This window comes from Streptomyces sp. NPDC085944 (genome assembly GCF_040686295.1).
In the GTDB taxonomy this organism is placed as follows: Bacteria; Actinomycetota; Actinomycetes; order Streptomycetales; family Streptomycetaceae; genus Streptomyces; species Streptomyces salinarius.
In genome coordinates, this window is the sequence record NZ_JBFBJX010000011.1 from 200,808 (window position 1) to 225,907 (window position 25,100).

Below are 25,100 nucleotides of genomic sequence, written 5' to 3' on the forward strand. Positions count from 1 at the left end.
CACGCACCGCGCACCGGCGCACACCCGCGCCCACCGACTACGCTTCCCTGACCACCGTCCTGTGTGAGGAGCCCTCTTTTGGCCTGTGACCTGTGGCTGGTACCGCTCGTCGACGTCTTGTGCCACACGCCGGACAACCCGTTCGCCGAGGAACTCGCGCAATACGACAAGGTGCTGGCCGAGGCCGGGCTGCCGCCGGTGCCGGTGTACCAGTACATGCCGGGCCTGTCCGGGGAGGTCGCGCCGGTGGCCGGCTTCGACTACGACGCGCTGCACTTCCTGCGCCGGGCCTACCTCCTCCAGGTGTGCGGTCTGCCGGTGACCCCGGTGGACGAACTCGGCGGGGACTACGAGCAGTTGCTGGAGATGTTCGAGTCGACGGCACAGCAGTCCCACCTCGTGTGGCACTACGACCACGCGGGCGCCTACGTCCCGGTCGACTTCCCGCACCCGCTCGCCGACGACGAACTCCTGGCGGGCGGCGGCCCGCTGGGCTCCTCGCACACCCTGCTGCGGGAACTGGAGGCCGTCGCCCCGGCCCTCGGCATCGACCCGGCCAACCCCCCGGCCCCGCCGCAACCGCCGCTCGGCCCGACAGAGCTGGAGGAGCCGGCGGTGCCCGCGCCGTACGACGCCAGCCCGTTCGCCCGGGAGCGCCATGTCTGGCTGGGCCTGCACGCGGCGGCGACACGGAGCCTGGCGCAGGGGTCGATGATCGTCTTCAGCTGACCGGTTCTTCGGCTGACCGGTTCGTCAGCCGACCGGGGCCGGTCAGCCGAGCTGGGACAGGCCCTTGCGCAGATCGTCCGCGTTCATGATGGGAGAGAGCTCGATCTCCGCGTTCAGTTCGGTGAAGAACGGCTCACCGGTGGGCGGCATCTCCGAGCTGTCCTGCATGTCGAAGATCATCAGGGCCGTCCGCCGGCCACCGAGGAGACCGAAGTAGGCGGCCTCCGGCTTGACGTGGTCGAGCGCCCGGCTGATCACCTCGGGCATCCTCCCGCTGCGGATCGCCTCGTTCGCCCTCTCCGTGTCCATCGTCGCCTTGAGCAGCACGCGCATCGCACTCACCTTCCTCGGCCGACGCGACGTGTACGCCCTCACCCTATGCCCGGGATGTCCCGTTCGTTCAGGCGAGCGGGTTCGGCGATCACGTCGATGCCGGTGAGGCGGCCGTCGGCGGCGAAGTCGAGGCGGAGACGACGCGCAGCCTGCCGTGCTCGGCCGTCGCCTGGCCGACCCGGCCGTCCACGAGGACCGCGCCGGTGAAACGGGCGCGTGCCATCGAGGCCATCGCGCCCCTGGCCACCGGCTCCACACCGCCGACGGACAAGGGCTCGGGTCGAACCGCCGGGCCGTGCCGTCGGGACGTCCGGGCACCGTACGGGTTCCTTCCGCGTCCACCGGCCGTCCGGGGCGGGCCCCCGAGTCAACCGCTGTGCGTATGCCCCTCCGCAAGGGCCGGGCCGTCACCCCACCAGGATGATCCCCGGCGGCCACAGCACCCCGGCGGCCAGCAGCAGCGCCGGTCCCAGGTGGACGGGGCACACCCGCAGCGGCGCCCGCAGGTGCCGGGCGACCTCGAAGCGGGCCGGGTCGCCGCAGTCCTCGACGCCCTTCTCGCCGCCGTACGGGCCCCGGCAGACGGCGGTGCGGTCACGGTCGGTCATGCCCCCGATCCGACACCACCGGGCCCGGCGGCGCCCGGCCAAGGGGGCCGAACGAAGGGCTACAGGGCGGTGGCGGCGTCGTCCAGGCCGATGCACTCGCGTTCCTGCGGGATCCACTTCACGGCGGGATCCAGGGTGGCGAGGATGCCGCCGACCTCCTCGCGGGGACCCGAGTACGTGAACTCCACGGCCGGTGAGCGGCCGTACGTCCGCAGGACGCTCACGCCGTCCCGCTTGAGCCGTGCCTCGTCCAGGACCCAGTCGACGCCGTCCGCGGTGACGCAGAGGTTGACGTTCGGCTGCAGTTCGTCGGCGCCGCAGCGGAACACGGCCTTCTGGCCGCCCCAGGACGCCACCCCGTTCCCCAGGGCCCAGTCGCGCGAGGCACCGGGTATGTCGTCCGGGAGGCGGGAGATCACCTTGTCGCACTTGGGGTCGTCGGCGTGCGGGGCGGCGGAGACCCGGTGGCCGTCGACGTATAAAGCACCGCCGGTCACGACGACGACCGCCGCGGTCAGCCAGATCCACGTCCGGGTGGTGGGCTTCCGCATCTTCCGCTCGCTCCGTGCTGTCCGTGCCGTTCGTCCGCCGGGAGGGCGGCTCCGGCCAGCGTATCCGCCGTCCCGACGGCGACGGCCGGGGCCCCGGTGCGGGGCCCCGGCCGTAGGGGTGTGCCCGCTCGCCTAGAGGAACGAGTTGATCTCGATCGTCTCGTCCCGGCCCGGACCGACGCCGATCGCGGAGATCGGGGCGCCGGACATCTCCTCCAGCGCCTTGACGTACGCCTGGGCGTTCTTCGGCAGGTCGGAGAAGGACTTCGCCTTGGTGATGTCCTCGCTCCAGCCGGGCAGCGTCTCGTAGACCGGCTTCGCGTGGTGGAAGTCGGACTGCGAGTACGGCAGCTCCTCGACGCGCTTGCCGTCGATCTCGTAGGCCACGCAGACCGGGATCTGCTCCCAGCCGGTGAGGACGTCGAGCTTGGTGAGGAAGAAGTCGGTGAGGCCGTTGACGCGGGTGGCGTAGCGGGCGATCACCGCGTCGAACCAGCCGCAGCGCCGGTCGCGGCCGGTGGTGACGCCGCGCTCGCCGCCGATGCGGCGCAGGGCCTCGCCGTCCTCGTCGAACAGCTCGGTCGGGAACGGGCCGGCGCCGACGCGGGTCGTGTACGCCTTGAGGATGCCGATGACCCGGCTGATCTTCGTCGGGCCCACGCCGGCGCCGGTGCAGGCGCCGCCCGCGGTCGGGTTCGACGAGGTGACGAAGGGGTACGTGCCGTGGTCGATGTCCAGGAGCGTGCCCTGGCCGCCCTCGAAGAGGACCACCTTGTCGTCGTCGAGGGCCTGGTTGAGGACCAGGACGGTGTCGGCGACGTACGGGGCGAGCTTGTCGGCGTAGCCCAGCAGCTCCTCGACGACCTGGCCGGTGGCGATGGCGCGGCGGTTGTAGAGCTTGGTGAGCATCTGGTTCTTGACGTCGAGCGCCGCCTCGACCTTCTGGGTGAGGATCGACTCGTCGTAGAGGTCCTGGACCCGGATGCCCACGCGGTTGATCTTGTCGGCGTAGGTCGGGCCGATGCCGCGCCCGGTGGTGCCGATCCTGCGCTTGCCGAGGAAGCGTTCCGTCACCTTGTCGACGGTGACGTTGTACGGCGTGATGATGTGAGCGTTGCCGCTGATCAGGAGCTTGGACGTGTCGACGCCGCGCTCGTTCAGCCCGCTCAGCTCGGAGAACAGGACCGACGGGTCGACGACGACGCCGTTGCCGATGACCGGCGTGCAGCCGGGGGAGAGAATCCCGGAAGGGAGCAGGTGGAGGGCGTACTTCTGGTCGCCCACGACTACCGTGTGGCCGGCGTTGTTGCCGCCCTGGTAGCGCACCACGTAGTCGACGGAACCACCGAGCAGGTCCGTCGCCTTTCCCTTGCCTTCGTCACCCCACTGAGCACCGAGCAGCACAAGTGCGGGCACGCGCGTACACCCCTTCCGGGCGGGGCATGTCCATGGTCGAGGGCGTATGCGACGGGTTTCCGCCACGTACACCGCGACCGTCGTTGGCCGCCAACCGTCGGACCGGGTGCCCCGGAATAGACGAAGCCCCTGGCGCAACAGCGCAAGGGGCTCTTGCACAAAGATGCTACCCGAGGAAGTGAGGCATGGCCGAGGTGGCGACTTCCGCGAGCTCTTCAGCGAACTCCTCCGCGAGGTCCGACCAGCTTCTGGTGGTCGTCGATCCGGCCGCCCGGCGGATGGACGGAGAGTCCGTCCGGATCGCGAAAGACGTGCTCAGCGCGGGTGCGTCGCATACGAAGGTGTGTCTGCCGGACGGTCCGGAGGAGTTCGCGCGGGCGCTGGGGCGGCGCGGCTCGCGGCGTCCCGTGGTGGTCGGTGACGACGGCGCGCTGCTGCGGGCCGTGGCCCTGCTGCACCGGCGGCGGGAGCTGGCCGGCTGCGGCCTGTCGGTGGTGCCGGTGGGCCCGGCACTCGGTCTCGCCCGGTCCCTGGGGCTGCCGACCGGGGCGGTGGCGGCGGCGCGGGCGGTCCTCGACGGGGCGGAACGGCGCCTGGACCTGCTCGTCGACGACAGCGACGGGGTGGTGCTGGGGGCGGTGGGGATTCCGCCGGGTCCGCTCCCCGCACCGGAGCGGGCGGACGGGGACGTCGGCGCGGGATCGCTGCGGCCCTGGCTGCGGACCTGTCAGTCGCTCGTGCGGACGCTGGCGTCCTCGCGTCCGGCCCGGACCGCCGTGGCGCCGGGGGTGGCCGGTCCGGCCCGGCTGCGGGTGGAGGTGGACGGGGTGACGCTGGTGGACCTGGACCAGCCGGTTCAGGCGCTGACGGTGATGCCGGGCGGCGGAGGGCTGGCGGTGGTGGAGGCGCGGCCGCTGTCGGTGGGCGCGCAGGCGGCGCCGCTGACGGCGAGCGGACGGACGGTGACCGTGTCGGGGGCGCACTTCCGGTACCGGGCCGACGCGGTGGTGTGCGGACCGGTGGGGACGCGGACGTGGGTGGCGCGCGAGGGGGCGTGGGGGCTGACGCTGCCGGCGGGGTAGGGCGCCGACGGGCGGAAACGGCGTGCGCAGGACCGGGGCGGGCGCCTACGCTCTCCGTCGGACCTGATCAGGGGGGGGCGCGTGAGCCAGTACTTCGACGCGGGCGACGAGACGCTGTGGAATCCGTCCAACGGGGCGGCGCGGCTGTTCCTGCGACACGTGGCCGTGTACGAGGCCGAGCTGGGCACCCCGTCGGGCGTCGGCGAGATGATCAACGACGAGTGCCAGATCGATACCGGCGCCTACGAGAGGTTCGTGAACGTCCTGGTCGAGTGGCACCACGGCACCCGGCACCGGATCATCCACACCCTCGCCCGCGGCTTCGTCGTCACGGCCCTGGCCCTCGCGAACCGGGCGGGGGCCGAGGTGCGCTTCCCGGACGCCGGTGCGGACGGCGGACTGGAGGGGCGCGCCGACGTGCAGGTGCCGGCACCCGCGCACCGGCACTCGGAGTGGGAGGAACACCTGCGCGAGCAGGCCGCGGCCGTCGAACGCGCCATGCCCCGCTGAGCCGCCCCGGCGTCAGCCGGCGCCGAAGGTCTTCTCCCGGTGCACCCGCCAGCGTTCCATCATCGCCGCGATCTCCCCGTCCACGAACTCGAAGAAGGCGAGCGTCTCGGCCATGCGCCGGCCCGCCGGGGTGTCGGCGCCGAGGCTGGCGACGCCCTCGCGCAGCGCGCTCTCCCAGCGCTTGAGCACGGCCTCGCGGTTGGTGAGCGCCTCGTACCACTGGTTGCTGTGCACCCGGTAGCGCTCCCGTCGCGAGCCCGGTTCGCGTTCGCGCGCGACCATGTGCTGCTGGGAGAGGTAGCGCACGGCGCCGGAGACGGCGGCGGGACTGACCCGAAGGCTCTCGCCGAGTTCGGCGGAGGTCAGTGAGCCCGAGTCGGAGGCCAGCAGGGCGGTGAAGACCCGGGCCGGCATGCGCTGCATCCCGGCCTCGACGAGCTGGGCCGCGAAGCCCTCCACGAACTTCGACACCGCCTCGGGGTCGCGCCCCGCCTCCGCTGGTTCCGTCGTCATCCGTCGATCATCCCTCACCCGGCGCGACCCCTCATCCTGACGGTTTCTTAACTTCACAAATTTCTGAAAGAAGCGTACGTTCCGAATCATGACGAAGGCAATCAGCGTCTCCGGACTGCACAAGGCGTTCGGACGCACGCACGCGCTGGACGGTCTCGACCTGGAGGTCGGGGCCGGCGAGGTCCACGGGTTCCTCGGGCCCAACGGAGCCGGCAAGTCCACCACCATCCGGGTCCTGCTCGGCCTGCTGCGCGCCGACTCGGGCGCCGCCCAGGTGCTCGGCCGCGACCCGTGGGCGGACGCGGTGGAGGTGCACCGGCGGATCGCGTACGTCCCCGGCGACGTGACGCTGTGGCGCAACCTCTCCGGCGGCGAGGTCATCGACCTCTACGGCCGCCTGCGCGGCGGACTGGACTCCCGGCGCCGCGCCGAGCTGGTCGAACGCTTCGAACTCGACCCGACCAAGAAGGGCCGCACCTACTCCAAGGGCAACCGCCAGAAGGTGGCCCTGGTGGCCGCCTTCGCCTCCGACGTCGACCTGCTGATCCTCGACGAACCCACCTCCGGACTCGACCCGCTGATGGAGGAGGTCTTCCAGCGCTGCGTGGCGGAGGAGCGCGAGCGCGGCCGGACGGTGCTGCTCTCCTCCCACATCCTCAGCGAGGTCGAGGAGCTGTGCGACCGGGTCAGCATCATCCGCAAGGGACGGACCGTCGAGAGCGGCTCGCTCGCCGACCTGCGCCACCTGACCCGTACCAGCGTCACCGCCGAACTCGCGGGCGCCCCGAACGGGCTCGCCCACCTGCCGGGCGTCCACGACCTCGACGTCCGGGGACACCGCGTCCGGCTCCAGGTCGACACCGACAAGCTGGACGCCGTCCTGAGGTCGCTGAGCGAGACCGGCGTGCGCTCGCTGACGTCGACGCCGCCGACGCTGGAGGAGCTGTTCCTGCGGCACTACCAGGCCGACGGCACGGAGTCCGGGGCGGCGGTGACGACCCGATGACCACCACCGCCGACGCCGCCGCCACGGCTTTCGCGGCCCGGTCCGGCGGCTCGCGCCAACTGGCCGGCACCGGCACGCTGCTCCGCTTCGCCCTGCGCCGCGACCGCGTGCTGATCCCCGTCTGGGCCGGGGTGAACGCGCTCATGGTGCTGTCCATGCCGGGCACGATCAACGGCCTGTACGGCACCGCCGCCGAACGCGCCGACCTGATGCGGCAGATGGAGACCAACTCCTCGCTGCGCGCGCTGGTCGGCCCCGTCTTCGACGACAGTCTCGGCGCGCTCACCGCCTGGCGCGTCGGCCTGTACGCCGGTGCGCTCGCCGCCGTGATGAGCCTGCTGATCGTCGTACGGCACACCCGCGACGAGGAGGAGAGCGGACGGCAGGAGGTCGTCGCCTCCGGCATGGTCGGCCGCCGGGCCCCGTTGACGGCGGCGCTGCTCGCGGCGGCGGTCGCCAACGCCGCCCTGGCTCTGCTGGTCGCCGCCGGACTGGCCGGGCAGGGGGCGGCCGGCGCGCTCGCCCTCGGTCTCGGGGTCGCGGCGGTCGGGATGCTCTTCGCGACCACGGCGGCGATCGTCGCCCAGCTCACCGAGAGCGCACGGCTGGCCCGGGGGCTGACGGCGGCGGCGCTGGGCGGCGCCTTCGTGCTGCGGGCGGCGGGCGACTCGGGGACGGACGACGGTTCCTCCGTCCTGACCTGGGTGTCGCCGCTGGGCTGGCTGGAGAACGTGCGGGCCTTCGCGGACGAACGATGGTGGGTACTGCTGCTGCTCGCGGCCGCGGCGGCCGCACAGGGGACGGCGGCCTATGCCCTCGCCGGGCGCCGGGACCTCGGGATGAGCTTTCTGCCGACCCGGCCGGGACCGGCCGCCGGGCGCCTGGGTACGGCCGGTGCACTGGCCTGGCGCCTGCAACGGGGCGGCGTCCTCGGCTGGAGCACCGGCTTCCTCCTCGCCGGTGTCGTCTACGGCGGGATGACGGAGGGCGCGACCGATCTGGTCGGGGACAGCGAGCAGGCCCGCGAGATCATCGAACGGATGGGCGGGCAGGCCGGGCTCACCGACGCGTTCGTGTCGGCGATGGTCGGCATGCTGGGGCTGGTCGCCGCGCTGTACGTCGTGGCGTCGGTGCTGCGCCTCGGCGGCGAGGAGACCTCCGGGCGCGCGGAACCGGTGCTCGCGGGCGCGGTGGGCCGGCTGCGGTGGGCCGCCGGGCACCTGGTGATCGCCTTCGGCGGTGCGGCCCTCATCATGCTGCTCGCCGGGCTCGGTTTCGCCGCCGGGTACGGGCGGGACGTCGGGCCGATCCTGGGCGCGTGCCTGGTGCAGCTGCCCGCGGTGTGGGTGATCGGCGGCACGGCGGTCCTGCTGCACGGGCTGCTGCCCCGGGCCGCGGTGGCCGCGTGGGCCGTCGCGGGCGCCGTGCTGCTGCTGGGGTGGATCGGACCGGTGCTCGACGTGCCGCAGGCCGTGCTGGACGTGTCGCCGTACGGGCACCTGCCGAAGCTGCCGGGCGGGGAGATGAGCTGGTCGCCGGTGCTGGTGCTGCTCCTGATCGCGGGGGCGCTGGTGGCGGCGGGGCTCGCCGGGCTGCGGCGGCGGGACCTGACCTGACGTCCGCGGACCCGCCGACGCGCGGCACGACCCGGACCACGTGGACGGACTCGCCGGTACGGGGTGGCCCTCCCGGTCGGCCCGCCCCGCGCGTGGCACCTCCGCCCACCTCACGCACCACCGTGAGGGAACCGGTGCGGGGGCCGGTGGCGTCCTCAGGTGCATGAAACGAGACGCGGTGACGTACGGCGGGTGCCTGGTGTCGATGGCGGGTGCCGCGGGAGCCGTGTGGCTGTGGGGCGCCTCGGGCCGCACGCAGCGGCACCTGGGCAACGGGTTCGAGAACAACGGGCAGGACTTCGGCGCCGTCCTCACCGAACTGCCGTTCGTCTTCCTCGCCGGAGCCGTGGTGCCCGCCGTGGTCTGGGGGCTCGGCGCCTGGCTGCTGGGGCGGCGCCGACGCCCCCGGGAGTCACAGTTCCACGCGTAGTTCCGTCAGGCCGCGCATCACGAAGTTCGGCCTGCGTTCCGGTTCCGCCGCCAGGCGCAGCGTCGGGGCCCGCTCCAGCAGCGACGTCATGGACGCCGCCAGCTCGATGCGGGCCAACGGGGCGCCGATGCAGTAGTGGATGCCGGCGCTGAAGGAGATGTGGGGGTTGTCCCGGCGGGTGAGGTCCAGGCGTTCCGGGTCGGGGAAGACCGCCGGGTCGTGGTTGGCGGAACCGAACAGCATCGCCACCTCCGCGCCGCGCGGCAGCGTCGACCCGTCGATCTCGATCTCGTCGAGGACCCAGCGTTCGAAGAGCTGGAGCGGGGTGTCGTAGCGCATCAGCTCCTCCACGGCCGGCGGGACGAGCGAGTGGTCGGCGCGCAGGGCCGCCAGCTGGTCGGGGTGGCGGAAGAGGGCCAGCCAGCCGTTGGTGGTCGCGTTCACCGTGGCCTCGTGACCGGCGTTCAGGAGCAGGACGCAGGTCGAGATCATCTCCTGCTCGGTGAGGCGGTCGTCGTCCTCGTCGTGCGCCGCGATCAGGCCCGAGATCAGGTCGTCGCCGGGGTCCTTGCGACGGGCCGCGATGAGGGTGCGCAGGTAGTCCGAGAACTCGAGCGACGCCCGGACCGCCTTCGCCGCCGTCTCCTCGGACGGGTTCAGCTCGTACATTCCGCAGATCTCCGCCGACCAGGGGCGCAGCGGGGCCCGGTCGGACTCCGGGATGCCCAGCATCTCCGCGATCACGGCGACCGGCAGCGGCTCGGCCACGTCGGTGAGCAGATCTCCGCCGCCCGCCGCCACCAGCCGGGCCACCAGGTCGTCCGCCAGCCCGTGCACGTACGGCCGCAGCCGCTCCACCGTACGCGGCGTGAACGCCTTCGACACCAGACGCCGGATACGGGTGTGGTCCGGCGGCTCCAGGTCGAGCATGCCGTGGTCGTTCAGCGTGTGGAAGGGCTCGTGCTCCGGCGGGGGCGGGGTCCGCCCGTACTCCTCGTGCGTGAAACGGTGCTGGTAGGTCCGACCGAGGCGGCGGTCGCGCAGCAGCGCCGAGACGTCCGCGTGGTGCGGGACCAGCCACTGGTCGCTCGGCTCGTAGTAGAGCACGCGCCCCTGCCCCCGCAGCTCGGCGAAGGCCGGGTACGGGTCGGCGACGAAAGCCGGGTCCCACGGGTCGAACGCGGGGCCGGACGCGGGATCGGACGCGGAGTCGGACGCGCGACCGGTCGCGGAGTCGGATGCAGCCGTCATGGACGGACAGTAGGACCTCGACCGGCCCTGTGCCCAGAGTGCCGACCACCCGTGTGAGGAGTCTTGACCTCGCGCCGCCGGAGCCTTAGCTTCCTTGACCAATGTTTCGGAAAGCCTTCCGAAACATTCGGTACGACGGAATGAGACTCCCCGCAATGAGATCCGTTCGTTTCGCCACCGTGGCCCTCGCCACCGCCGCCCTGACGCTGCCGCTCGTCGCGGGAACCGCCACGGCCGGCCCGTCTTCCGGCCGGCACCCCGCACCGCACTCCCACGCCAAGTTCGACCGGTTGCGCGAAGCCGCGCCCGACGGCTTCTACGTGGGCACCGCCGTGGCGGGCGGCGGCCACCACCTGGAGCAGGACTACCCGGACCCGTTCACCTCGGACAAGGAGTACCGGAAGGTCCTGGGGCGCCAGTTCGACTCGGTTTCCCCCGAGAACCAGATGAAGTGGGAGTTCATCCACCCCGAGCGCGACCGGTACAACTTCGCGGCGGCGGACGCCATCGTCGACTTCGCCGAGCGCCACCGCCAGGTCGTGCGCGGTCACACGCTCGTGTGGCACAGCCAGAACCCTCAGTGGCTGGAGCAGGGCGACTTCTCCGACGAGGAACTGCGCGCGATCCTGCGCGAGCACATCACCACCGTCGTCGGCCGGTACGCCGGGCGGATACAGCAGTGGGACGTCGCAAACGAGATCTTCGACGACCAGGGCAAGCTCCGTGCACAGGACAACATCTGGATCCGCGAGCTCGGCCCGGGCATCGTCGCGGACGCCTTCCGCTGGGTCCACGAGGCCGACCCGAAGGCGAAGCTGTTCTTCAACGACTACGGCGTCGAAAGCGTCAACGCCAAGAGCGACGCCTACTACGCACTCACCCGGGACCTGCTCCGGCAGGGCGTGCCGGTACACGGCTTCTCCGTACAGGCACACCTGAGCACGCGGTACGGCTTCCCCGCGGACCTGGAGACGAACCTGAGGCGCTTCGACGCGCTGGGCCTGGAAACCGCCGTCACCGAGCTGGACGTGCGGATGGACCTGCCGGCCGACGGTGAACCCACCGCCGCGCAGCAGGAACAGCAGGCCGACTACTACCGGCGGACGCTGTCGGCGTGCCTGGCCGTCGAGGACTGCAACTCGTTCACGATCTGGGGCTTCACCGACAAGTACTCGTGGGTGCCGGTGTTCTTCGAGGGCGAGGGCTCCGCGACGGTCATGACCGACGACTTCCACCGCAAGCCCGCCTTCTACGCCCTGCGGGACACTTTGAAGGCGGCGGCACGCAAGCACTGACGCCCGCCGTCCGCCGGGTCCGCCGCGGGGGCCGTCGCCCGGCACCCCGCGGCGGGGCCGGCCCCTCTGCTCACACCCCGGGTCGGGAGTGCCGCTTGACGCCCTCGACGAAGGCGGTGAAGGCGGGGGCGGGGACGGAGAGGGTTGCGCGGGTGGGGGCCTTGGAGTCGCGGATGGCTATGCGGGTGGCCAACTCCGCGATCTCGACGCAGGTGTTGCCTTCGCCGCCCCCGGAGTGGGTGGACTTCCGCCAGTTCATCAAAGCTCCTTCGTCAAGCGGTGAATGAAGTCCCGTGAGTCCGAGGGGTTCAGCGACGACTTCTTCACCGTACGGAATAGCGTTCGGAGTCGGTCCAAGTGGGGTGCGGCATCGATGAACAGGGTGCCGGTGGGTGAGTCGAGGAGCCCCGTGTCCAACTTGGGCACCGGACCGCCCAAATACATCATCGATGCGTCACCACCTGCGAAACCGTCCCGATCGACCGGGATGACCCGGACAGTGGCGTGCCCCTTCTCGATCTCGTCCAGGATGAGCCGAAGCTGAGACACAGCCGTCCGGCGGTCGGCCACACGTACACGCAGGGCGAACTCGTGGATCACCGTCTCGTACGGGGTCGGCGCGTCACCCTCGATCGCGCTGTGTCGTCGCATCCTGTGCTCCACGCGCGGCTCCAGTTCAGCCTCTGGCAGCTCGGGGCGCATGTACCTGAAGACCGCCCGGGCGTAGTCCGGGGTCTGGAGAAGGCCAGGAACGTGCGTGATGACGATCTCACGCAGGAACGTCGCGTGATGTTCCGCCTCGGCGACATCCAGGTTCACCTGGGGCAGGACTCCTCGGTAGTCGTCCCACCAGCCGTGTGACCGCTCGCCGGCCAACGACACCAGGGCATCGATGAACGCCTCGTCCCCGCAGCCGTAATGAGCTGCCAGTCGACGAACGCGCTCAGCGCTGGCGCCCGAGATACCCAACTCCACCTGACTCATCTGCGCCGAAGTCGAGTTCAGAAAGGCCGCCACCTCACGCGCCGTCATGCCCGTCGCCTCGCGCAGCTTGCGCAACTCGGCCCCCAGCCGCACTTGCCGAGCGGTGGGATTGCTCCTCGGCGCCATACGTTCTCCGTCCCCAACACCTCTGCGTACGTGCCACGTTCGAGTGCCTGATTATGGCAACGGCTTGCACGAGGAGAAATTACTCCTCTACCGTCGGTGACGCGACGCACACGCTGCGGAACGCCGGGGCACCGGAAGCGCACCGCACCGGCCTGCCATGACGGATGCGGCATGACACCGCCCGGAGACCGCGCCCTCCCTCTCCTCCCCTCACCCGAACGGAGTTGACGCACGCATGCCCGAAGACGAGTCCTGGGAGTACTCCCTGTACATCCCCAACGACCCCCGCGCCGTCACCATCAGTCGGCGCACCCTGCGCCTCATCCTCACCATGCACGGACTGATCCGCCTCGTCGATGTCGCGGAACTCCTCGCGGCGGAGCTGATCGGCAACGCCGTGCTGCACACGAAGGGCCCCGCCGCGCTGCGGGTGCGCTGGTCGCCGCCGGAGACGCTACGGATCGGCGCGTGGGACGCGGACCCCGAACCGCCCGATGCTCCCGCCCGGTTGGCGGACGGGACCGAGAGTGAGAGCGGTCGGGGGCTCGCCCTCGTCAGAGCCTGCTCCGATCTGTGGGGCTGGCAGCCGCTCTCCCGGTTCGGCAACAGGGGAAAGTACGTGTGGTGTGAGCTCGGTGCCGGTCAGCCCGGCGTCACCAGTCGTGCCTCGTAGGCGAAGACCGCCGCCTGGGTGCGGTCGCGCAGGCCGAGCTTCACCAGGATGCGGCTGACGTGGGTCTTGATCGTCGACTCGGCGACCACCAGCCGCTCGGCGATCTCCGCGTTGGACAGGCCCTGTGCGATCAGGACCAGGACCTCCGTCTCGCGCTCGGTCAGGTCGCCGTACGCCGCCTGTGCCGAGGGCATCAGGCGCGGAGCGTCGGACAGCTTGGAGAACTCGGTGATCAGACGCTTGGTGATGGAAGGCGCCAGGAGGGCCTCCCCGGCCGCCACCACCCGGACACCGTCCGCGAGCTGACGGGCCGAGGCGTCCTTGAGCAGGAAGCCGGATGCGCCCGCGCGCAACGCCTGGTACACGTACTCGTCGAGGTCGAAGGTGGTCAGCACCAGCACCTTCGAGGTGCCGTCCGCCGCGACGATCTCCCGCGTCGCCTCGATGCCGTTCAGCTCGGGCATGCGGATGTCCATCAGGACCACGTCCGGGGCCAGCTCACGGACCTTGGCCACCGCCTCCCGGCCGTTGACCGCCTCGCCGACGACCTCGATGTCCGGCATCGCGTTCAGCAGGACCGAGAAGCCCTCGCGCACCATCATCTGGTCGTCGGCGATCAGTACGCGGATCGTCATGCGTCGTCCTCGGTCCGGGCGGCGACCGGCAGGAACACCACCACCTCGTACCCTCCGTCGTCCGTGGGACCCGCGGTCATCTCGCCGTTCAGCATCGAGACGCGTTCGCGCATGCCGGTGACACCGTGACCTGCGCCGGGCGATGGTTTGACCAGGGTGTTCGGTGGGACGGCCGTGTTGACCACGCGCAGGCCCAGGCCGCCCAGGACGTAGGAGACCTCGACGCGGGCCGTCGCGCCGGGCGCGTGCCGCAGGCTGTTGCTCAGGGCCTCCTGCACGATCCGGTACGCCGACAGCTCCACGCCGGGCGGCAGCTCGCGCACCGCACCGGTCACCGCCTTGTCGACCGTCAGACCGGCCTCGCGCACATTGGCGAGCAGAGCGTCCAGGTCGGCGAGGGTCGGCTGCGGGGCGTCCGGGGCCTCGTAGTCCTCGGCGCGGACGACGCCCAGGACGCGGCGCAGCTCGGTGAGCGCCGCCACCGCGTTCTCCCTGATCGTGACGAAGGCACGCTCCAGCTCCTCGGGCGGATTCTCCACCCGGTAGGGCGCGGCCTCCGCCTGGATGGCGACCACCGACATGTGGTGGGCGACCACGTCGTGCAGCTCGCGGGCGATGGTGGTGCGCTCCTCCAGCAGGGTGCGGCGGGAGCGCTCGTGCGCGGTGACCGTCTGCTGGGCGGTGACCTCCTTGCGGGCGGTCTGCCGTATGTGCCAGAGACAGACCAGGAGCAGGGCGAACGCGGACGTCACCATCATGGGCGCGCTGTTCGTGTAGTAGTACGCCCCGCCGAAGAAGACGTCCGCGAAGAAGGCGTACACGCAGGTCAGGATCCACATCCAGACGGCGGTGCGGGGCCGGGTGCGCAGCGCCACGATGATCAGCACCGCAAGGTGGCAGATGAACGCGCCCGGCATCCAGGGCCAGTCCCACCCGGCGCCGTTGATGAGCGCCACCAGCGGCGTGACGGCGAGGGACATCCAGAAGGCACCGATCGGCCGGAGCAGCGTGGCGAGCACCGGGAGGGCGCACAGGATGCCGGACAGCAGGGCCGGTACGTCACCGCCGGGCAGGTCCCCCGATACCGAGCCGACGACGAACGCGATGAACGCGATCGCCCCCACCACCGCGTGCGGAAGGTACTGCGCGTCCGTCCGCAGCCTGCCGGGCAGCCGGCGGACGAACGGGCCGTCGGTGTGCCGGGGCGGCAGGCGGCGGTAGGCGAAGGGGTCGTGGAACAGATCCTGGCGCAGGCCCCGCAGGGAGGTCCGCGCCAGCCGGTACTCCTGGCTGCGGGTCTCGCCCTCGTGCTGCTGGTGGGTCGTCTCGGTCACGCTCACACGGTAGGCCGACCGGGAGCGGCCGGTCGTCCCCGTGGAGAGGGGTTCCGCGGCATCCCTCTCAAGTACTACGGGGGCCACTGCGTATCGCTCCTCAGTAGCCCGCGGGGCGCACCAGCCCCGACTCGTAGGCGAACACCGCCGCCTGGGTACGGTCCCGGAGGCCCAGCTTCACCAGGATCCGGCCCACATGGGTCTTCACCGTCTGTTCGGCGACCACCAGGCGCTGGGCGATCTCCGCGTTCGACAGGCCCTGCGCGATCAGGGCGAGCACCTCCGTCTCCCGCTCGGTCAGCTCGCCGACGCGGGTCTTCAACGGGGCGCGCGGACGGTCGTCCAGCCGGGAGAACTCCGCGATCAGCCTCCGGGTGATCCCCGGTGCCAGCAGGGCGTCTCCGGCGGCCACCACCCGCACCGCCTCGGCCAGCTGGTCGGCGGACGCGTCCTTCAGCAGAAACCCGGAGGCCCCCGCCCGCAGCGCCTCGTACACGTACTCGTCGAGGTCGAAGGTGGTCAGCACCAGCACCCTGACCTCCGGGGTGGCGCCGGTGATGCGCCGGGTGGCCTCGATACCGCCCAGCTCCGGCATGCGGATGTCCATCAGGACGACCTCCGGCGCCAGCTCGGCGACCTTGGCCACGGCGTCCAGGCCGTCCACCGCCTGCCCGATCACCTCGATGTCCGGCTGGGTGTTGAGCAGCACGGTGAAACCCTGCCGGACCATCTGCTGGTCGTCGGCGATCAGCACGCGGATCACGCGGCCGTTGCTGCTGGTCGTCATGGGGTGTCGTCCTTGGTGAAAGGTTCGGTGGAAGAGTCGGCGAACGGGTCGGTGGGAGAGTCGGTGAAGGGAGCGGCGGGCACGTCGGGGCCGTCGGTCGGGAGGAAGGCCGCCACCTGGTAGCCACCGCCCTGCAGTGGGTGCGCCGTCAGGGTGCCGTCCAGCATCGCCACCCGCTCCCGCATGCCGAGCAGCCCGTGCCCGGCCCCCTGCGAGGGTGTGGGGGCGCGCTTCGGCCGGGTGTTGGAAACCTCCACACGCAGCCCGATCGGCAGGTGGGTGAGGTGGACGCGGGCGGTGGCGCCCGGTGCGTGCCGCAGCACGTTGCTGAGCGCCTCCTGCACGATCCGGTACGCCGACAGCTCCACGCCGGGCGGCAGCGGTCTGCGCGTCCCGCTGCTGTCCAGGGCGACGGTCAGTCCGGCGGCCCGGATGTTGTCCACCAGCGCGTCGAGCCGGTCCAGGGTGGGCTGCGGGGCGTGCGGGGCGGCGGCGCTCCCCTCGGGCGCCTCCAGCGCGTTCGAATGCTCGGCGCGCAGCACGCCCAGCACCCGGCGCAGCTCGGTGAGCGCCTCCAGCGCGTTCTGCCGGATGCCGGCGAGGTTCTCCTTCAGCTCGTCCGGCGGGTTCTCGACGAGCAGGGGCGCGACCTGGGCCTGGATGGAGATCACCGACATGTGGTGGGCGACCACGTCGTGCAGCTCGCGCGCGATGCGGCCGCGCTCCTCCAGCAGGGTGCGCCGGGCTCTCTCCTCGGCGGTGAGCGAGGTCTGCTCGGCCAGTTGGGTGCGGGCCTCCCTGCGGCCGCGCAGGGCGATGCCGAGAACGACGGCGACCGTGAACAGGATGACGGCGAGCTGCCCAGTGGGCTGGAAGTTCTGTGCGCCGACCACGCCCTGGGTCAGGTAGGTGAGGAGCCCGGTCAGTGCGAGCGCCTCCAGGGACACTCTCGTGCGCACCCGCAGGGCGAGCAGCAGCAGGACGAACAGGTGCCCGATGAGTCCGGCGGCCGTCCAGGGCCAGGTGAACTTGTCGCCGCTCGGCACCATCTCGGCCCGCACGGCGAAGGCGCCCACCAGCATGGCGGCCAGCGACAGCCACCACGCCGCGACCGGTCGCCACAGCGCGAGCACCATCGCGCCGCCCGCCGTGACACCGATGACGAGGGCGAAGCCCGGCTCGATGCCGCCACCGTCGCGGTCGCCGAGCTGGCCGGCGTCGCCCAGCAGCACCCCCAGCGCCGCCAGGCACACGACCCCGTGCGGGAACCAGCGCAGCCACACCGACGGCGGCAGCGGGTCGGCCCGCCAGGTCCACAGGTCGTCGTGGAGCACATGCAGCACGCGCCCGGCCCGGGCTCGTGAGCGGGCCCACTGCCGCTTCCCCCATCGCGTCACGGGCCCCACCCTAGACATGACGTGCACCCGCCGCGGTCCCCCGGCGCCGCGGGCTGTGCGCACGGACGACCCGGGTGCCGCGCCGTACCCCGACGTGCTCGCAGGAGCGGAACGTGGCCCAGCAACAGGCCAGGACCAGCGCGAACACCGGCAGCCAGACGAGCCGGGCCGCAACCCAGTCCAAGCCGTCGGGGAGCGTGTGCAGGCCGGGCAGGCGGCCCGCGAGGAGTCCGGTGGCCGTGGTCGCCATCAGCGCCGTCTGATGCCAGAGGAAGATCGTCATCGCGGAGAGATTGACCAGCGCGACCGCCGCCCAGGCCACGGGACGCCGCATCGCACGGCGCAGCCGCTCGCGCAGCAACAGGGCGAGCCCGCACTGGGCCAGGCCAAAGGTGACGGCGGCCAGGGTCGGCGGGTTGAGATTCGACACCGACGCGCCGGGGACACCGACCATCGACGCCGGGTAGCCCGCCCAGGCGACGAGCGCCGCCGTGGCCGCCGTGCCACCGGTCAGCAGGAGCCGGCCCGCGCGCCGCCGGTCCAGTTCGCCGCGGGTCCAGGCGGCGCCGAGGGTGTAGGGGACGAGCCAGCCGGCCGCCAAATTGACCCAGCCGAGCCAGGACGGGGCGCCGAACCCGAACCGCAGCAGGTCCACGTGGAGGACGACGACCAGCGGCCACAGCGGATGCAGCCGGGTCAGCAACGGGGTCGCCGCGGTCAGCGCGGCGAAGACCAGCAGGAACCACATCGGGGACAGCGCCAGCTTCACCAGCGTGTGGACGGTCGGGTAGTCCGCGCCTGTGAGCAGAAGCAGCGCGGCCGTCACCGTCCACAGGGTGAGGACGGCCAGGACGGGTCGGAAGAGCCGGGACAGCCGGGCGGCCAGCCAGCGGCCGTAGGTCTCGCCGCGCGCACGCGCCGACGCGTACCCACGCGTCGCGACGTGGCCGCCGACCAGGAAGAACACGGCGAGGGTCTGGAAGGCCCAGGAGATCGGGGCCAGCCAGGGCATGTCCTTCAGCGGGCTGGCCGCGTGCAGGCCGGTGCCGTCGGCGACCAGGGCCGTCACCAGCCAGTGCCCGAACACCACCCCGAGGATGGCGAGGGCGCGCAGGGCGTCCACGGCCTGGTCCCGCTCCTTGGGGGTGGCGGCGTCGATGCGGGCGACGGCGGCACGCAGGGCGCCTTGTGGGAGCGCCGGGGTCGGGTCAGCCATGGGTCACCTCCGTGGTCTCCCCCAGGGCGATCCGGGTCAGGTTCGTCAGGGAGAGGGAACCGGTGTCGAAGTAGTCGCTGTGGCCGCCGTCGCCGGCGTCGAAGACCCGGGCGCCGAAGTCCGGGGAGACCGGGTCGGTGCCGAAGCCGACGGTGGTGCCGAACAGGTCGGCGCTGACGTGCGGAACGTGCTCCACCCAGTCGTCGCTGCCCCGCCCCGCCCATATCCGGGCCTCGGAACGCAGGCCGGCGGCGGTGTCCGCACCGGTGCCCGGGCTGCCGACCAGGGCGATGTCGGAGACGGTCAGGCCGTCGGCGGCGCGGGCACAGACCACCGAGCCGTAGGAGTGACAGAGCAGGGCGACGCGGGTGTCCGGACCCGTGATCCGGCGCAGGTCGTCGACCAGGTCGCGCAGCCCGGGGGCGGCCCGGTCGGCGCGGTCGGTCGTGGCGACGGTGGTGCTGACGGTGCCCGGCGTCTCGTAGCCCAGCCAGGCCACGACGGCGGTGCGCGTCCCCGCGGGAGCCTCGGCGACGAGCTGCCGGTGCAGGGCGAGGGCGGCGGCGCGGAAGCGGCCGTAGGTGTCGATGCCGGTGTCGGAGCCCGGGACCAGCACGGCGACGCGGTCTGCTTGCGCCAGGTCGCCGAGGACTTCGGTGACCAGCCCCGCGCCCCGGCCGTCGAAGGCGAGGAGGTGACGGGACGGGTCGGCCATCGCACGGTCCGCCGCCGCGCGGTGCCGGTCGCCGTGGTCGGCGGCCATCCGGGACGCCTGAGCCGCGTTGGCCCGGTTGGCGGCGTAGGCCTTCTCCAGTGTGTCGGCCGTCGGTGCCGCGAGAGCGGCGGGCGCCGGGGCGGGGATCTCTGGCCGCGCGGCCCCGGAGAGAGGGAGAGCCACTGCGCCGGCGATGAGGGCGGCGCAACCGGCGCGGCGCCATCCGCGCACACGCCGCCGCCAACGTACCGTCGTCCTGGGCCCCATGGCCTCTCCCCTCCAGCCCGCCCGCTCATCGGGCGCGTCTGCAGGGAAAGTTATGAATCGGGCCGGGTAACCCGCGTCCCGCCAGGGAACTCACCTGGCGGGTAGCTCTCAGGTATTACGGGTACGACAACTCTCGCCTTCCGCTCATTCGAGCGGGCCGAGGACACTTCCGGGGCATGTGTGCACGTCTTTCGTCAGCCCCCCTCCGCCGGACCCCCTCCCCGGCTCACCACGCCAGCTGCGCGATCTCCTCCGCCACCACCGCGCAAGCGTCCGCCGCCGGATCGATCAGCGGGTAGTGCCCGACGTCCTCCAGCAGCGTCACCCCCACCACCTCCCCGGCCTTCGCCGCCGCGTCCGCGTACGCCTCGGCGACGGCCTGCGGGACGTCGACGTCGGCGCGGCCCTGCACGAGGGTGGTCGCAATGCCGGTGGGCAGCAGCAGGGCCGGGTCGGCATACGGCCGCCGCTCGGCGAACAGCTCGCCGCCCCCGAGCAGTTGGCGCGCCGCGCCCCCGCACACGTCGAGCTTGTCGGCGACCTCGAAGTCGGCGATCGGCGCCAGGGCGACCACGCCACGCAGCGGCGCCGGGCGGTCGGTCCGCCACGGGGCGTCGGCGGGCAACAGGTGCCGGGCGGACGCCCAGAGGGCCAGGTGGCCGCCGGCGGAGTGGCCGGTGAGTACCGTACGGCGGGCGTCGGCCCGCGGCAGGTACTGCCGGACCAGCTCCGGCAGCACGTCCAGCGCGGCGGCCACGTCGTCGAACGTGTCGGGCCAGCGCCCCGCGACGGGCTCCCCGGAACCGTCGGCGCCGGTCCCCGCCGCCCCGCGCCGGTACTCCACACTGGCCACGGCGAAGCCCCGCCCGGTCAGGAAGCCGGCGAACGGGCTGATGTGCCGCCGGTCGTACGGGGCGCGCCACGAGCCGCCGTGCAGCACCACCACGACCGGAGCGGCCTCGGCCGGGCCCGTGAGGCCGCGCGGCGCGTAGAAGTCGATCACCTGGTCGGAGTGGTCGCCGTAACCGGCGGTGGAGTCGGGCTCGACCGCCGGGTGGGAGAAGGCCGATTTCTCCTCCGCAGCGTTCCTCGCGGCAGCGGTGCCCGGTTCTGCGGCGGCGTCCGGCATGCTCAACCTCTCAGCGACGAAACGGTGTTGGCGGACCGGGGATGGAAATCGGCCGTTGGCGGGACGTTATCAGGCCGATGACGTGCGCGGACATGGGGATGTGACGCTGGGTGAGGGCCGGAACGACGCGTCCGGTCCCCACGCGGCGGCCAGGCCACCGGTCCGCGGCTCAGCCGGAACCGGCGGCCAGGTCACCCGGCCGCGGCTCAGCCCGCCAGCGTCCGCGCCAGCACCCGCGCCGCCCGCTCCACGTCCGCGAAGCCGACGTACAGCGGGGTGAAGCCGAAGCGCAGCACGTCGGGGGCGCGGTAGTCGCCGACCACCCCGCGCTCGATCAGCCGCTTCATCACCTCGCCCGCGTCGTCACAGCGCAGCGCGACCTGGCTGCCGCGCTCGCCGTGCGCCGCCGGGGTCACCGACTCCACGCGGCCGTCCGGGACGTACGCGCCGACGCAGCGCAGGAAGAAGTCCGTCAGGGCCAGCGACTTCTTGCGCACCGCCGCCACCGAGACCCCGTCCTCGTCCCACACGTCCAGCGCCGCCTCCAGGGCGAGCAGGGAGAGGATGTCCGGCGTCCCGACCCGCCCGCGCACCGCACCGGAGGCCGGGGCGTAGTCGGACCGCATGCCGAACGGCTCGGCGTGCGAGTTCCAGCCCGGCAGCGGGGAGTCGAACCGGGGCTGGAGGTCGCGCCGCACGTACAGGTAGGCGGGCGAGCCGGGGCCGCCGTTGAGGTACTTGTACGTACAACCGACCGCCAGGTCGACGCCGTGTTCGTCGAGCCCGACCGGCAGCGCGCCCGCGCTGTGGCACAGGTCCCACACCGCGTACGCCCCGGCCGCGTGCACCGCGGCCGTGAGCGCGGGCAGGTCGTGCAGCCGGCCCGTGCGGTAGTCGACGTGGTTGAGGAGCACGGCCGCCGTACGGTCCCCCAGCGCCGACGGCACCTCGGCCGGGGCGACGGGACGCAGGGCGCAGCCCGTCATCCGGGCCGCCGACTCGGCGATGTACCCGTCCGTGGGGAAGGTGGTGGCGTCCACGAGGATCTCGTCCCGTCCGGGCCCGTCCCCCTGCGCCATGCGCACCGCGGCGACCAGCGCCTTGAAGACGTTGACGCTGGTCGAGTCGCCGACGACGACCTGCCCGGCGGCCGCGCCGACCAGCGGGGCGATCCGGTCGCCGATCCGCTCGGGCGCGGTCCACCAGCCGCTCTCCTCCCAGGACCGGATGCGCAACTCGCCCCACTGACGCCGTACGACGTCCGCCACGCGCGCGGGGACGTGCGCGGGGAGGGCGCCCAGCGAGTTGCCGTCGAGGTAGGTCACGTCGTCGAGGACGAAGCGCTCGCGCACCGCCGCCAGCCCGTCGGCGGCGTCCAGCTGCTCCGCCTCGCCCGCGAGGCTCGTCGGCTCAGACATACGACCGCGCCGTCCACAGCTCGGGGAACACGTTGCCCCGGGCCCGCTTCTCCAGCCAGGCCACCCCGGCGGAGCCGCCCGTGCCGGTCTTGGAGCCCATGGCGCGCCGGGTGGCGACCAGATGGTCGTTGCGCCAGCGCCACACCAGCTCGGCGACGTCGGTGAGGGCCTCGCCGAGGCGGGCCAGCTCGCCGTTCTGGTCGCCCGAGTAGACGGCCGTCCAGGCGGCCTCCACCTCGGCGGCGGCCTCGTACTTCCGGGTGACGTCGCGCTGGAGCACGGCGTCCGGGATGTCGTACCCGCGCCGGGCGAGCATCCGGACCACCTCGTCGTACAGGCTCGGCTCGTGCAGCGCCTTCTCCAGCTCCGCGTGGACGCGCGGGGCGCCGCGGTGCGGAACGAGCATGGACGCGGACTTGTCGCCGAGCAGGAACTCCAGGCGGCGGTACATCGCCGACTGGAAGCCGGAGCCCTCGCCGAGGGCGGACCGATAGGAGTTGAACTGGGCCGGGGTGAGCTGCCCCAGCGGGGTCCAGGAGGCGTTGAGCGCCTCCAGCTCGCGCACCGAGCGCTTGAGCGCGTCGGTGGCCACGGGGATCCGGTCCTCGCGCAGAGCGCGGGCGGCGGTCTCCCACTCGTGGACGATGACGGTGAACCACAGCTCCATGACCTGGGTCGTGACCAGGAAGACCATCTCTCCGGGATCGTCGGAGAGGGTGTGCTGGAGGTGGGTGAGCACGTCCGCCTTGACGTAGTCCTCGTACGGCGTGCTGCCCTCGAAGTCGAGATTCGGGGCGTCGTGGGACATCGCTGTCTCCTGATGGCACTACGGGTAGCGGTCCGCCCTGCCGTTACCGGCACGGGGCCCCGGTCCCCAACGGCATCCTCCGCAATCGTCGCAGGAAACCGCAAGGCCCGCCCGCGCACGGCGGACGGGCCGGGGCATGTGTCGGGGTCAGCCCAGCACCTCGGCCGCGCTCGGCGAGGAGTCCTTCAGGAACTCGCTGCAGCGCTCGTACTCCTCCTGCTCGCCGATCGCCCGGGCGGCGCGGGCGAGGGCGTGCAGGGCGCGCAGGAAGCCGCGGTTCGGCTCGTGCTCCCAGGGCACCGGACCGTGCCCCTTCCAGCCGCTGCGGCGCAGGGCGTCGAGGCCGCGGTGGTAACCCGTACGGGCGTACGCGTACGACTCCACGACGCTGCCGCGCTCGAACGCCTCGTCGGCCAGGCGGGCCCAGGCCAGCGAGGACGTCGGGTACTTCGCGGCGACGTCGGCGGGGGTGGTGCCACCCGCCAGCAGCTCGCGCGGGCCGGGGTCGTCGGGAAGGTGGGTCGGGGGCGGTCCCCCGAGGAGGTTCTCGTGAATGGCCATGGGACAAGTCTGCGCCATCGCCGGGGGCGGCCGGGCGGGGCGGGTGCGTTGTCGAGTGCGGGTGCACTGTGGTTGAGAGAAGTTCCCCGCGCCCCGTGAGGGCGTCACCCGGGCGTCGGCCAGGGCGGCGCCCCGCATTCCCTTCCGTGCGCGGTTCCCCGCGCCCCTTGAAGGCAATGACCCGGAGGTCGGTCCGGGGTGGTGCCCTGCGTCACCTCTCGTGCGCGGTTCCCCGCGCTCCTCGCTCCAGGGGCGGTGTCAATACCGAGCCGTGGGTGCGGCACTCGGGGTGGAGGCAGTCCGGGGACGGGCGGCGCACCGTCGTGAGGGCGATCACGGAGCCCACGACCAGGACGCCGGCGCAGATCAGCATCGCCGGGCCGAACGCGTCGTCGAACGCCCGGGGCGACCGGTACGCCTCCTCGCCCATGCCGGTGAGCAGCGGCAGCGCGGCGACCGCGACGAGCCCCGCCGCACGGGCCGCCGCGTTGTTGATGCCGCTGGCCAGACCGGCGCGCGCGGTGTCCACGGCGGCCAGCACGCTCGCCGTCAGCGGGGCGACCAGGGTGACCATGCCGAGTCCGAGGACCACCAGGGCGGGCAGTACGTCGGCGAGGTACGAGGCGCCGGGACCCACGCGCAGCATCAGTACCATCCCGGCGGCGCACAGCAGCGGGCCGGCGGTGAGCTGGAGGCGCGGGCCGAGGTGTTCGGCGAGTTGTCCGGACCGGGCGGAGAGCAGCAACATCAGGACGGTGGTCGGCAGCAGGGCCGTACCGGCGGCCAGCGCGGACCAGCCGACGACGACCTGGAGCTGCAGCGCGGCGAGGAAGAAGAAGCCGCCGAAGGCCGCGTACACGCACAGCGTGACGATGTTGACCGCCGTGAACTGGCGGGAGGAGAAGACGTCCAGCGGCATCATCGGGTCCTTGCCGCGCCGCTCGACGAGGACGAAGGCCACGGCGGCCACCACCCCGGCCACCGCGCTGAGCGCCACCGTCCAGGACGCCGTACGGGCCTCGATCAGCGCGTAGGTGAGCAGCGCCAGGGCCGCCGCGCACAGGGCCGCGCCGAGCACGTCGAAGCGGGTGTGGGCGCGCTCGTCCGAGGACTCCGGTACGTGCCGCAGCGCGATCGGGGCGCACAGCAGGGCCAGCGGGACGTTGAGCAGGAACACCCAGCGCCAGCCCGCGCCGTCCACCAGCCAGCCCCCGAGGAACGGCCCCACCGCCGCGCCGACGCCCCCGAAGCCGGACCACAGGCCCACCGCCCTCCCCCGGTCGTCGGAGTGGAAGGAGGCCTGGATGAGGGCGAGTGAGCCGGGGGTGAGCAGCGCGCCGCCGACGCCCTGGAGGGCACGGGCGGCGATCAGCACACCGGCGTTCGGGGCGAGACCGCACAGCAGGGACGCGGCGGCGAACCACAGCACGCCGAGGACGAAGATCCGGCGGCGGCCGAACCGGTCGCCGAGGGCGCCGCCGAGCAGGATCAGACCGGCCAGCGTGACCATGTACGCGTTGACGGTCCATTGCAGCGCGGCGAGGTCGGCGCCGAGGTCTCGGCCGATGTGGGGCAGCGCGACGTTGACGACGGTCGAGTCCAGCAGGGCCATGCTGGAGCCGAGGACGGTGGTGAGCAGGATCCACTTGCCCTGCGGTGAGGCCAGCCGGACGTCGGGCATGGCTCCAGGTATACAGCGAGCCCGGCGCA

28 protein-coding genes are annotated in these 25,100 nt (G+C 72.5%); 8 read left to right on the forward strand and 20 right to left on the reverse strand.

Annotation, left to right across the window (positions count from 1 at the left end):
* The first annotated feature begins 78 nt into the window (after positions 1–78).
* Entirely contained in the window at positions 79–729 is a 651-nt protein-coding gene (locus AB0P07_RS22890; protein ID WP_061443402.1) for a hypothetical protein, read from the forward strand.
* A gap of 42 nt (positions 730–771) precedes the next feature.
* Here the strand turns inward: AB0P07_RS22890 and AB0P07_RS22895 are convergent, their stop codons facing one another.
* From AB0P07_RS22895 to AB0P07_RS22915, 5 genes are all read right to left on the reverse strand, one after another.
* On the reverse strand, positions 772–1,062 hold the full coding sequence (locus AB0P07_RS22895) for a hypothetical protein (RefSeq protein ID WP_365553238.1): 291 nt from the start codon (positions 1,060–1,062) through the stop codon (positions 772–774).
* Between the two features lie 88 nt (positions 1,063–1,150).
* On the reverse strand, positions 1,151–1,294 hold the full coding sequence (locus AB0P07_RS22900) for a hypothetical protein (protein ID WP_365553240.1): 144 nt from the start codon (positions 1,292–1,294) through the stop codon (positions 1,151–1,153).
* Between the two features lie 175 nt (positions 1,295–1,469).
* A complete protein-coding gene (locus AB0P07_RS22905) occupies positions 1,470–1,670 on the reverse strand; it encodes a hypothetical protein (RefSeq protein ID WP_365553242.1) in 201 nt (66 codons plus the stop codon).
* Between the two features lie 59 nt (positions 1,671–1,729).
* A complete protein-coding gene (locus AB0P07_RS22910) occupies positions 1,730–2,221 on the reverse strand; it encodes a DUF3515 family protein (protein ID WP_365553244.1) in 492 nt (163 codons plus the stop codon).
* 132 nt (positions 2,222–2,353) lie between these two features.
* Entirely contained in the window at positions 2,354–3,637 is a 1,284-nt protein-coding gene (locus AB0P07_RS22915; protein ID WP_365553246.1) for an adenylosuccinate synthase, read from the reverse strand.
* Positions 3,638–3,822: 185 nt separating this feature from the next.
* On the opposite strand from AB0P07_RS22915, the gene AB0P07_RS22920 reads away from it, so the two are divergent.
* Together AB0P07_RS22920 and AB0P07_RS22925 are read left to right on the forward strand one after the other, a co-directional pair.
* Positions 3,823–4,719, forward strand: coding sequence for a diacylglycerol kinase family protein (locus tag AB0P07_RS22920; protein ID WP_365553248.1), 897 nt, complete (start codon positions 3,823–3,825; stop codon positions 4,717–4,719).
* Between the two features lie 81 nt (positions 4,720–4,800).
* Positions 4,801–5,229, forward strand: a complete 429-nt coding sequence (locus AB0P07_RS22925; RefSeq protein WP_256112776.1) for a DUF6086 family protein — start codon at positions 4,801–4,803, stop codon at positions 5,227–5,229.
* Between the two features lie 12 nt (positions 5,230–5,241).
* Here the strand turns inward: AB0P07_RS22925 and AB0P07_RS22930 are convergent, their stop codons facing one another.
* On the reverse strand, positions 5,242–5,742 hold the full coding sequence (locus tag AB0P07_RS22930) for a MarR family transcriptional regulator (protein ID WP_176154466.1): 501 nt from the start codon (positions 5,740–5,742) through the stop codon (positions 5,242–5,244).
* Positions 5,743–5,830: 88 nt separating this feature from the next.
* On the opposite strand from AB0P07_RS22930, the gene AB0P07_RS22935 reads away from it, so the two are divergent.
* From AB0P07_RS22935 to AB0P07_RS22945, 3 genes are all read left to right on the forward strand, one after another.
* Positions 5,831–6,748, forward strand: a complete 918-nt coding sequence (locus tag AB0P07_RS22935; protein WP_212730737.1) for an ABC transporter ATP-binding protein — start codon at positions 5,831–5,833, stop codon at positions 6,746–6,748.
* The gene (locus tag AB0P07_RS22940) at positions 6,745–8,364 is read left to right on the forward strand and encodes an ABC transporter permease (protein WP_365553251.1); all 1,620 of its coding nucleotides are present in this window, start codon (positions 6,745–6,747) and stop codon (positions 8,362–8,364) included. The genes AB0P07_RS22935 and AB0P07_RS22940 overlap by 4 nt, the downstream gene beginning before the upstream one ends.
* Positions 8,365–8,527: 163 nt before the next feature.
* Complete coding sequence (locus AB0P07_RS22945) at positions 8,528–8,794, forward strand: hypothetical protein (protein ID WP_365553253.1); 267 nt, start codon at positions 8,528–8,530, stop codon at positions 8,792–8,794.
* Here the strand turns inward: AB0P07_RS22945 and AB0P07_RS22950 are convergent.
* Positions 8,777–10,045 (reverse strand): cytochrome P450, encoded by a 1,269-nt coding sequence (locus tag AB0P07_RS22950; RefSeq protein ID WP_365553255.1) that lies wholly within the window; start codon positions 10,043–10,045, stop codon positions 8,777–8,779. The two genes, AB0P07_RS22945 and AB0P07_RS22950, sit on opposite strands and share 18 nt — an antisense overlap.
* A 155-nt stretch (positions 10,046–10,200) precedes the next feature.
* On the opposite strand from AB0P07_RS22950, the gene AB0P07_RS22955 reads away from it, so the two are divergent.
* Positions 10,201–11,340: an endo-1,4-beta-xylanase gene (locus AB0P07_RS22955; RefSeq protein WP_365553257.1), complete on the forward strand. Its 1,140-nt coding sequence runs from the start codon at positions 10,201–10,203 to the stop codon at positions 11,338–11,340.
* Between the two features lie 70 nt (positions 11,341–11,410).
* On the opposite strand, the gene AB0P07_RS22960 is transcribed toward AB0P07_RS22955, so the two are convergent.
* Both AB0P07_RS22960 and AB0P07_RS22965 read right to left on the reverse strand, forming a co-directional pair.
* The gene (locus AB0P07_RS22960; protein WP_365553258.1) at positions 11,411–11,599 is read right to left on the reverse strand and encodes a DUF397 domain-containing protein; all 189 of its coding nucleotides are present in this window, start codon (positions 11,597–11,599) and stop codon (positions 11,411–11,413) included.
* On the reverse strand, positions 11,599–12,450 hold the full coding sequence (locus AB0P07_RS22965) for a helix-turn-helix transcriptional regulator (protein WP_365553260.1): 852 nt from the start codon (positions 12,448–12,450) through the stop codon (positions 11,599–11,601). The genes AB0P07_RS22960 and AB0P07_RS22965 overlap by 1 nt, the downstream gene beginning before the upstream one ends.
* Before the next feature lie 235 nt (positions 12,451–12,685).
* On the opposite strand from AB0P07_RS22965, the gene AB0P07_RS22970 reads away from it, so the two are divergent.
* Positions 12,686–13,123 carry an ATP-binding protein gene (locus AB0P07_RS22970; protein ID WP_365553262.1) on the forward strand — a complete coding sequence of 146 codons (438 nt, stop codon included), beginning with the start codon at positions 12,686–12,688 and terminating at the stop codon, positions 13,121–13,123.
* Here AB0P07_RS22970 and AB0P07_RS22975 read toward each other — a convergent pair.
* The 11 genes from AB0P07_RS22975 to AB0P07_RS23025 form a co-directional block, all read right to left on the reverse strand.
* Complete coding sequence (locus tag AB0P07_RS22975) at positions 13,093–13,758, reverse strand: response regulator transcription factor (RefSeq protein WP_365553264.1); 666 nt, start codon at positions 13,756–13,758, stop codon at positions 13,093–13,095. The two genes, AB0P07_RS22970 and AB0P07_RS22975, sit on opposite strands and share 31 nt — an antisense overlap.
* A complete protein-coding gene (locus AB0P07_RS22980; RefSeq protein ID WP_365553266.1) occupies positions 13,755–15,179 on the reverse strand; it encodes a histidine kinase in 1,425 nt (474 codons plus the stop codon). Before AB0P07_RS22980 ends, AB0P07_RS22975 begins: the two co-directional genes overlap by 4 nt.
* 13 nt (positions 15,180–15,192) lie before the next feature.
* Positions 15,193–15,879, reverse strand: coding sequence for a response regulator transcription factor (locus AB0P07_RS22985; protein ID WP_061443419.1), 687 nt, complete (start codon positions 15,877–15,879; stop codon positions 15,193–15,195).
* A complete protein-coding gene (locus AB0P07_RS22990) occupies positions 15,876–17,294 on the reverse strand; it encodes a sensor histidine kinase (protein ID WP_365553268.1) in 1,419 nt (472 codons plus the stop codon). Before AB0P07_RS22990 ends, AB0P07_RS22985 begins: the two co-directional genes overlap by 4 nt.
* The gene (locus tag AB0P07_RS22995; protein ID WP_365553270.1) at positions 17,287–18,492 is read right to left on the reverse strand and encodes an acyltransferase; all 1,206 of its coding nucleotides are present in this window, start codon (positions 18,490–18,492) and stop codon (positions 17,287–17,289) included. Before AB0P07_RS22995 ends, AB0P07_RS22990 begins: the two co-directional genes overlap by 8 nt.
* Positions 18,485–19,474 carry an alpha/beta hydrolase gene (locus tag AB0P07_RS23000; protein WP_365553271.1) on the reverse strand — a complete coding sequence of 330 codons (990 nt, stop codon included), beginning with the start codon at positions 19,472–19,474 and terminating at the stop codon, positions 18,485–18,487. The genes AB0P07_RS22995 and AB0P07_RS23000 overlap by 8 nt, the downstream gene beginning before the upstream one ends.
* Positions 19,475–19,700: 226 nt before the next feature.
* A complete protein-coding gene (locus AB0P07_RS23005; RefSeq protein ID WP_365553273.1) occupies positions 19,701–20,603 on the reverse strand; it encodes an alpha/beta hydrolase in 903 nt (300 codons plus the stop codon).
* A gap of 206 nt (positions 20,604–20,809) precedes the next feature.
* Positions 20,810–22,021, reverse strand: a complete 1,212-nt coding sequence (gene kynU, locus AB0P07_RS23010) for a kynureninase (protein WP_365553275.1) — start codon at positions 22,019–22,021, stop codon at positions 20,810–20,812.
* Positions 22,014–22,829, reverse strand: coding sequence for a tryptophan 2,3-dioxygenase family protein (locus AB0P07_RS23015; protein ID WP_365553277.1), 816 nt, complete (start codon positions 22,827–22,829; stop codon positions 22,014–22,016). Before AB0P07_RS23015 ends, kynU begins: the two co-directional genes overlap by 8 nt.
* Positions 22,830–22,976: 147 nt before the next feature.
* Positions 22,977–23,390, reverse strand: a complete 414-nt coding sequence (locus AB0P07_RS23020) for a DUF3151 domain-containing protein (protein ID WP_365553279.1) — start codon at positions 23,388–23,390, stop codon at positions 22,977–22,979.
* A gap of 211 nt (positions 23,391–23,601) precedes the next feature.
* Entirely contained in the window at positions 23,602–25,071 is a 1,470-nt protein-coding gene (locus tag AB0P07_RS23025) for an MFS transporter (protein WP_365553281.1), read from the reverse strand.
* Positions 25,072–25,100 lie beyond the last annotated feature (29 nt).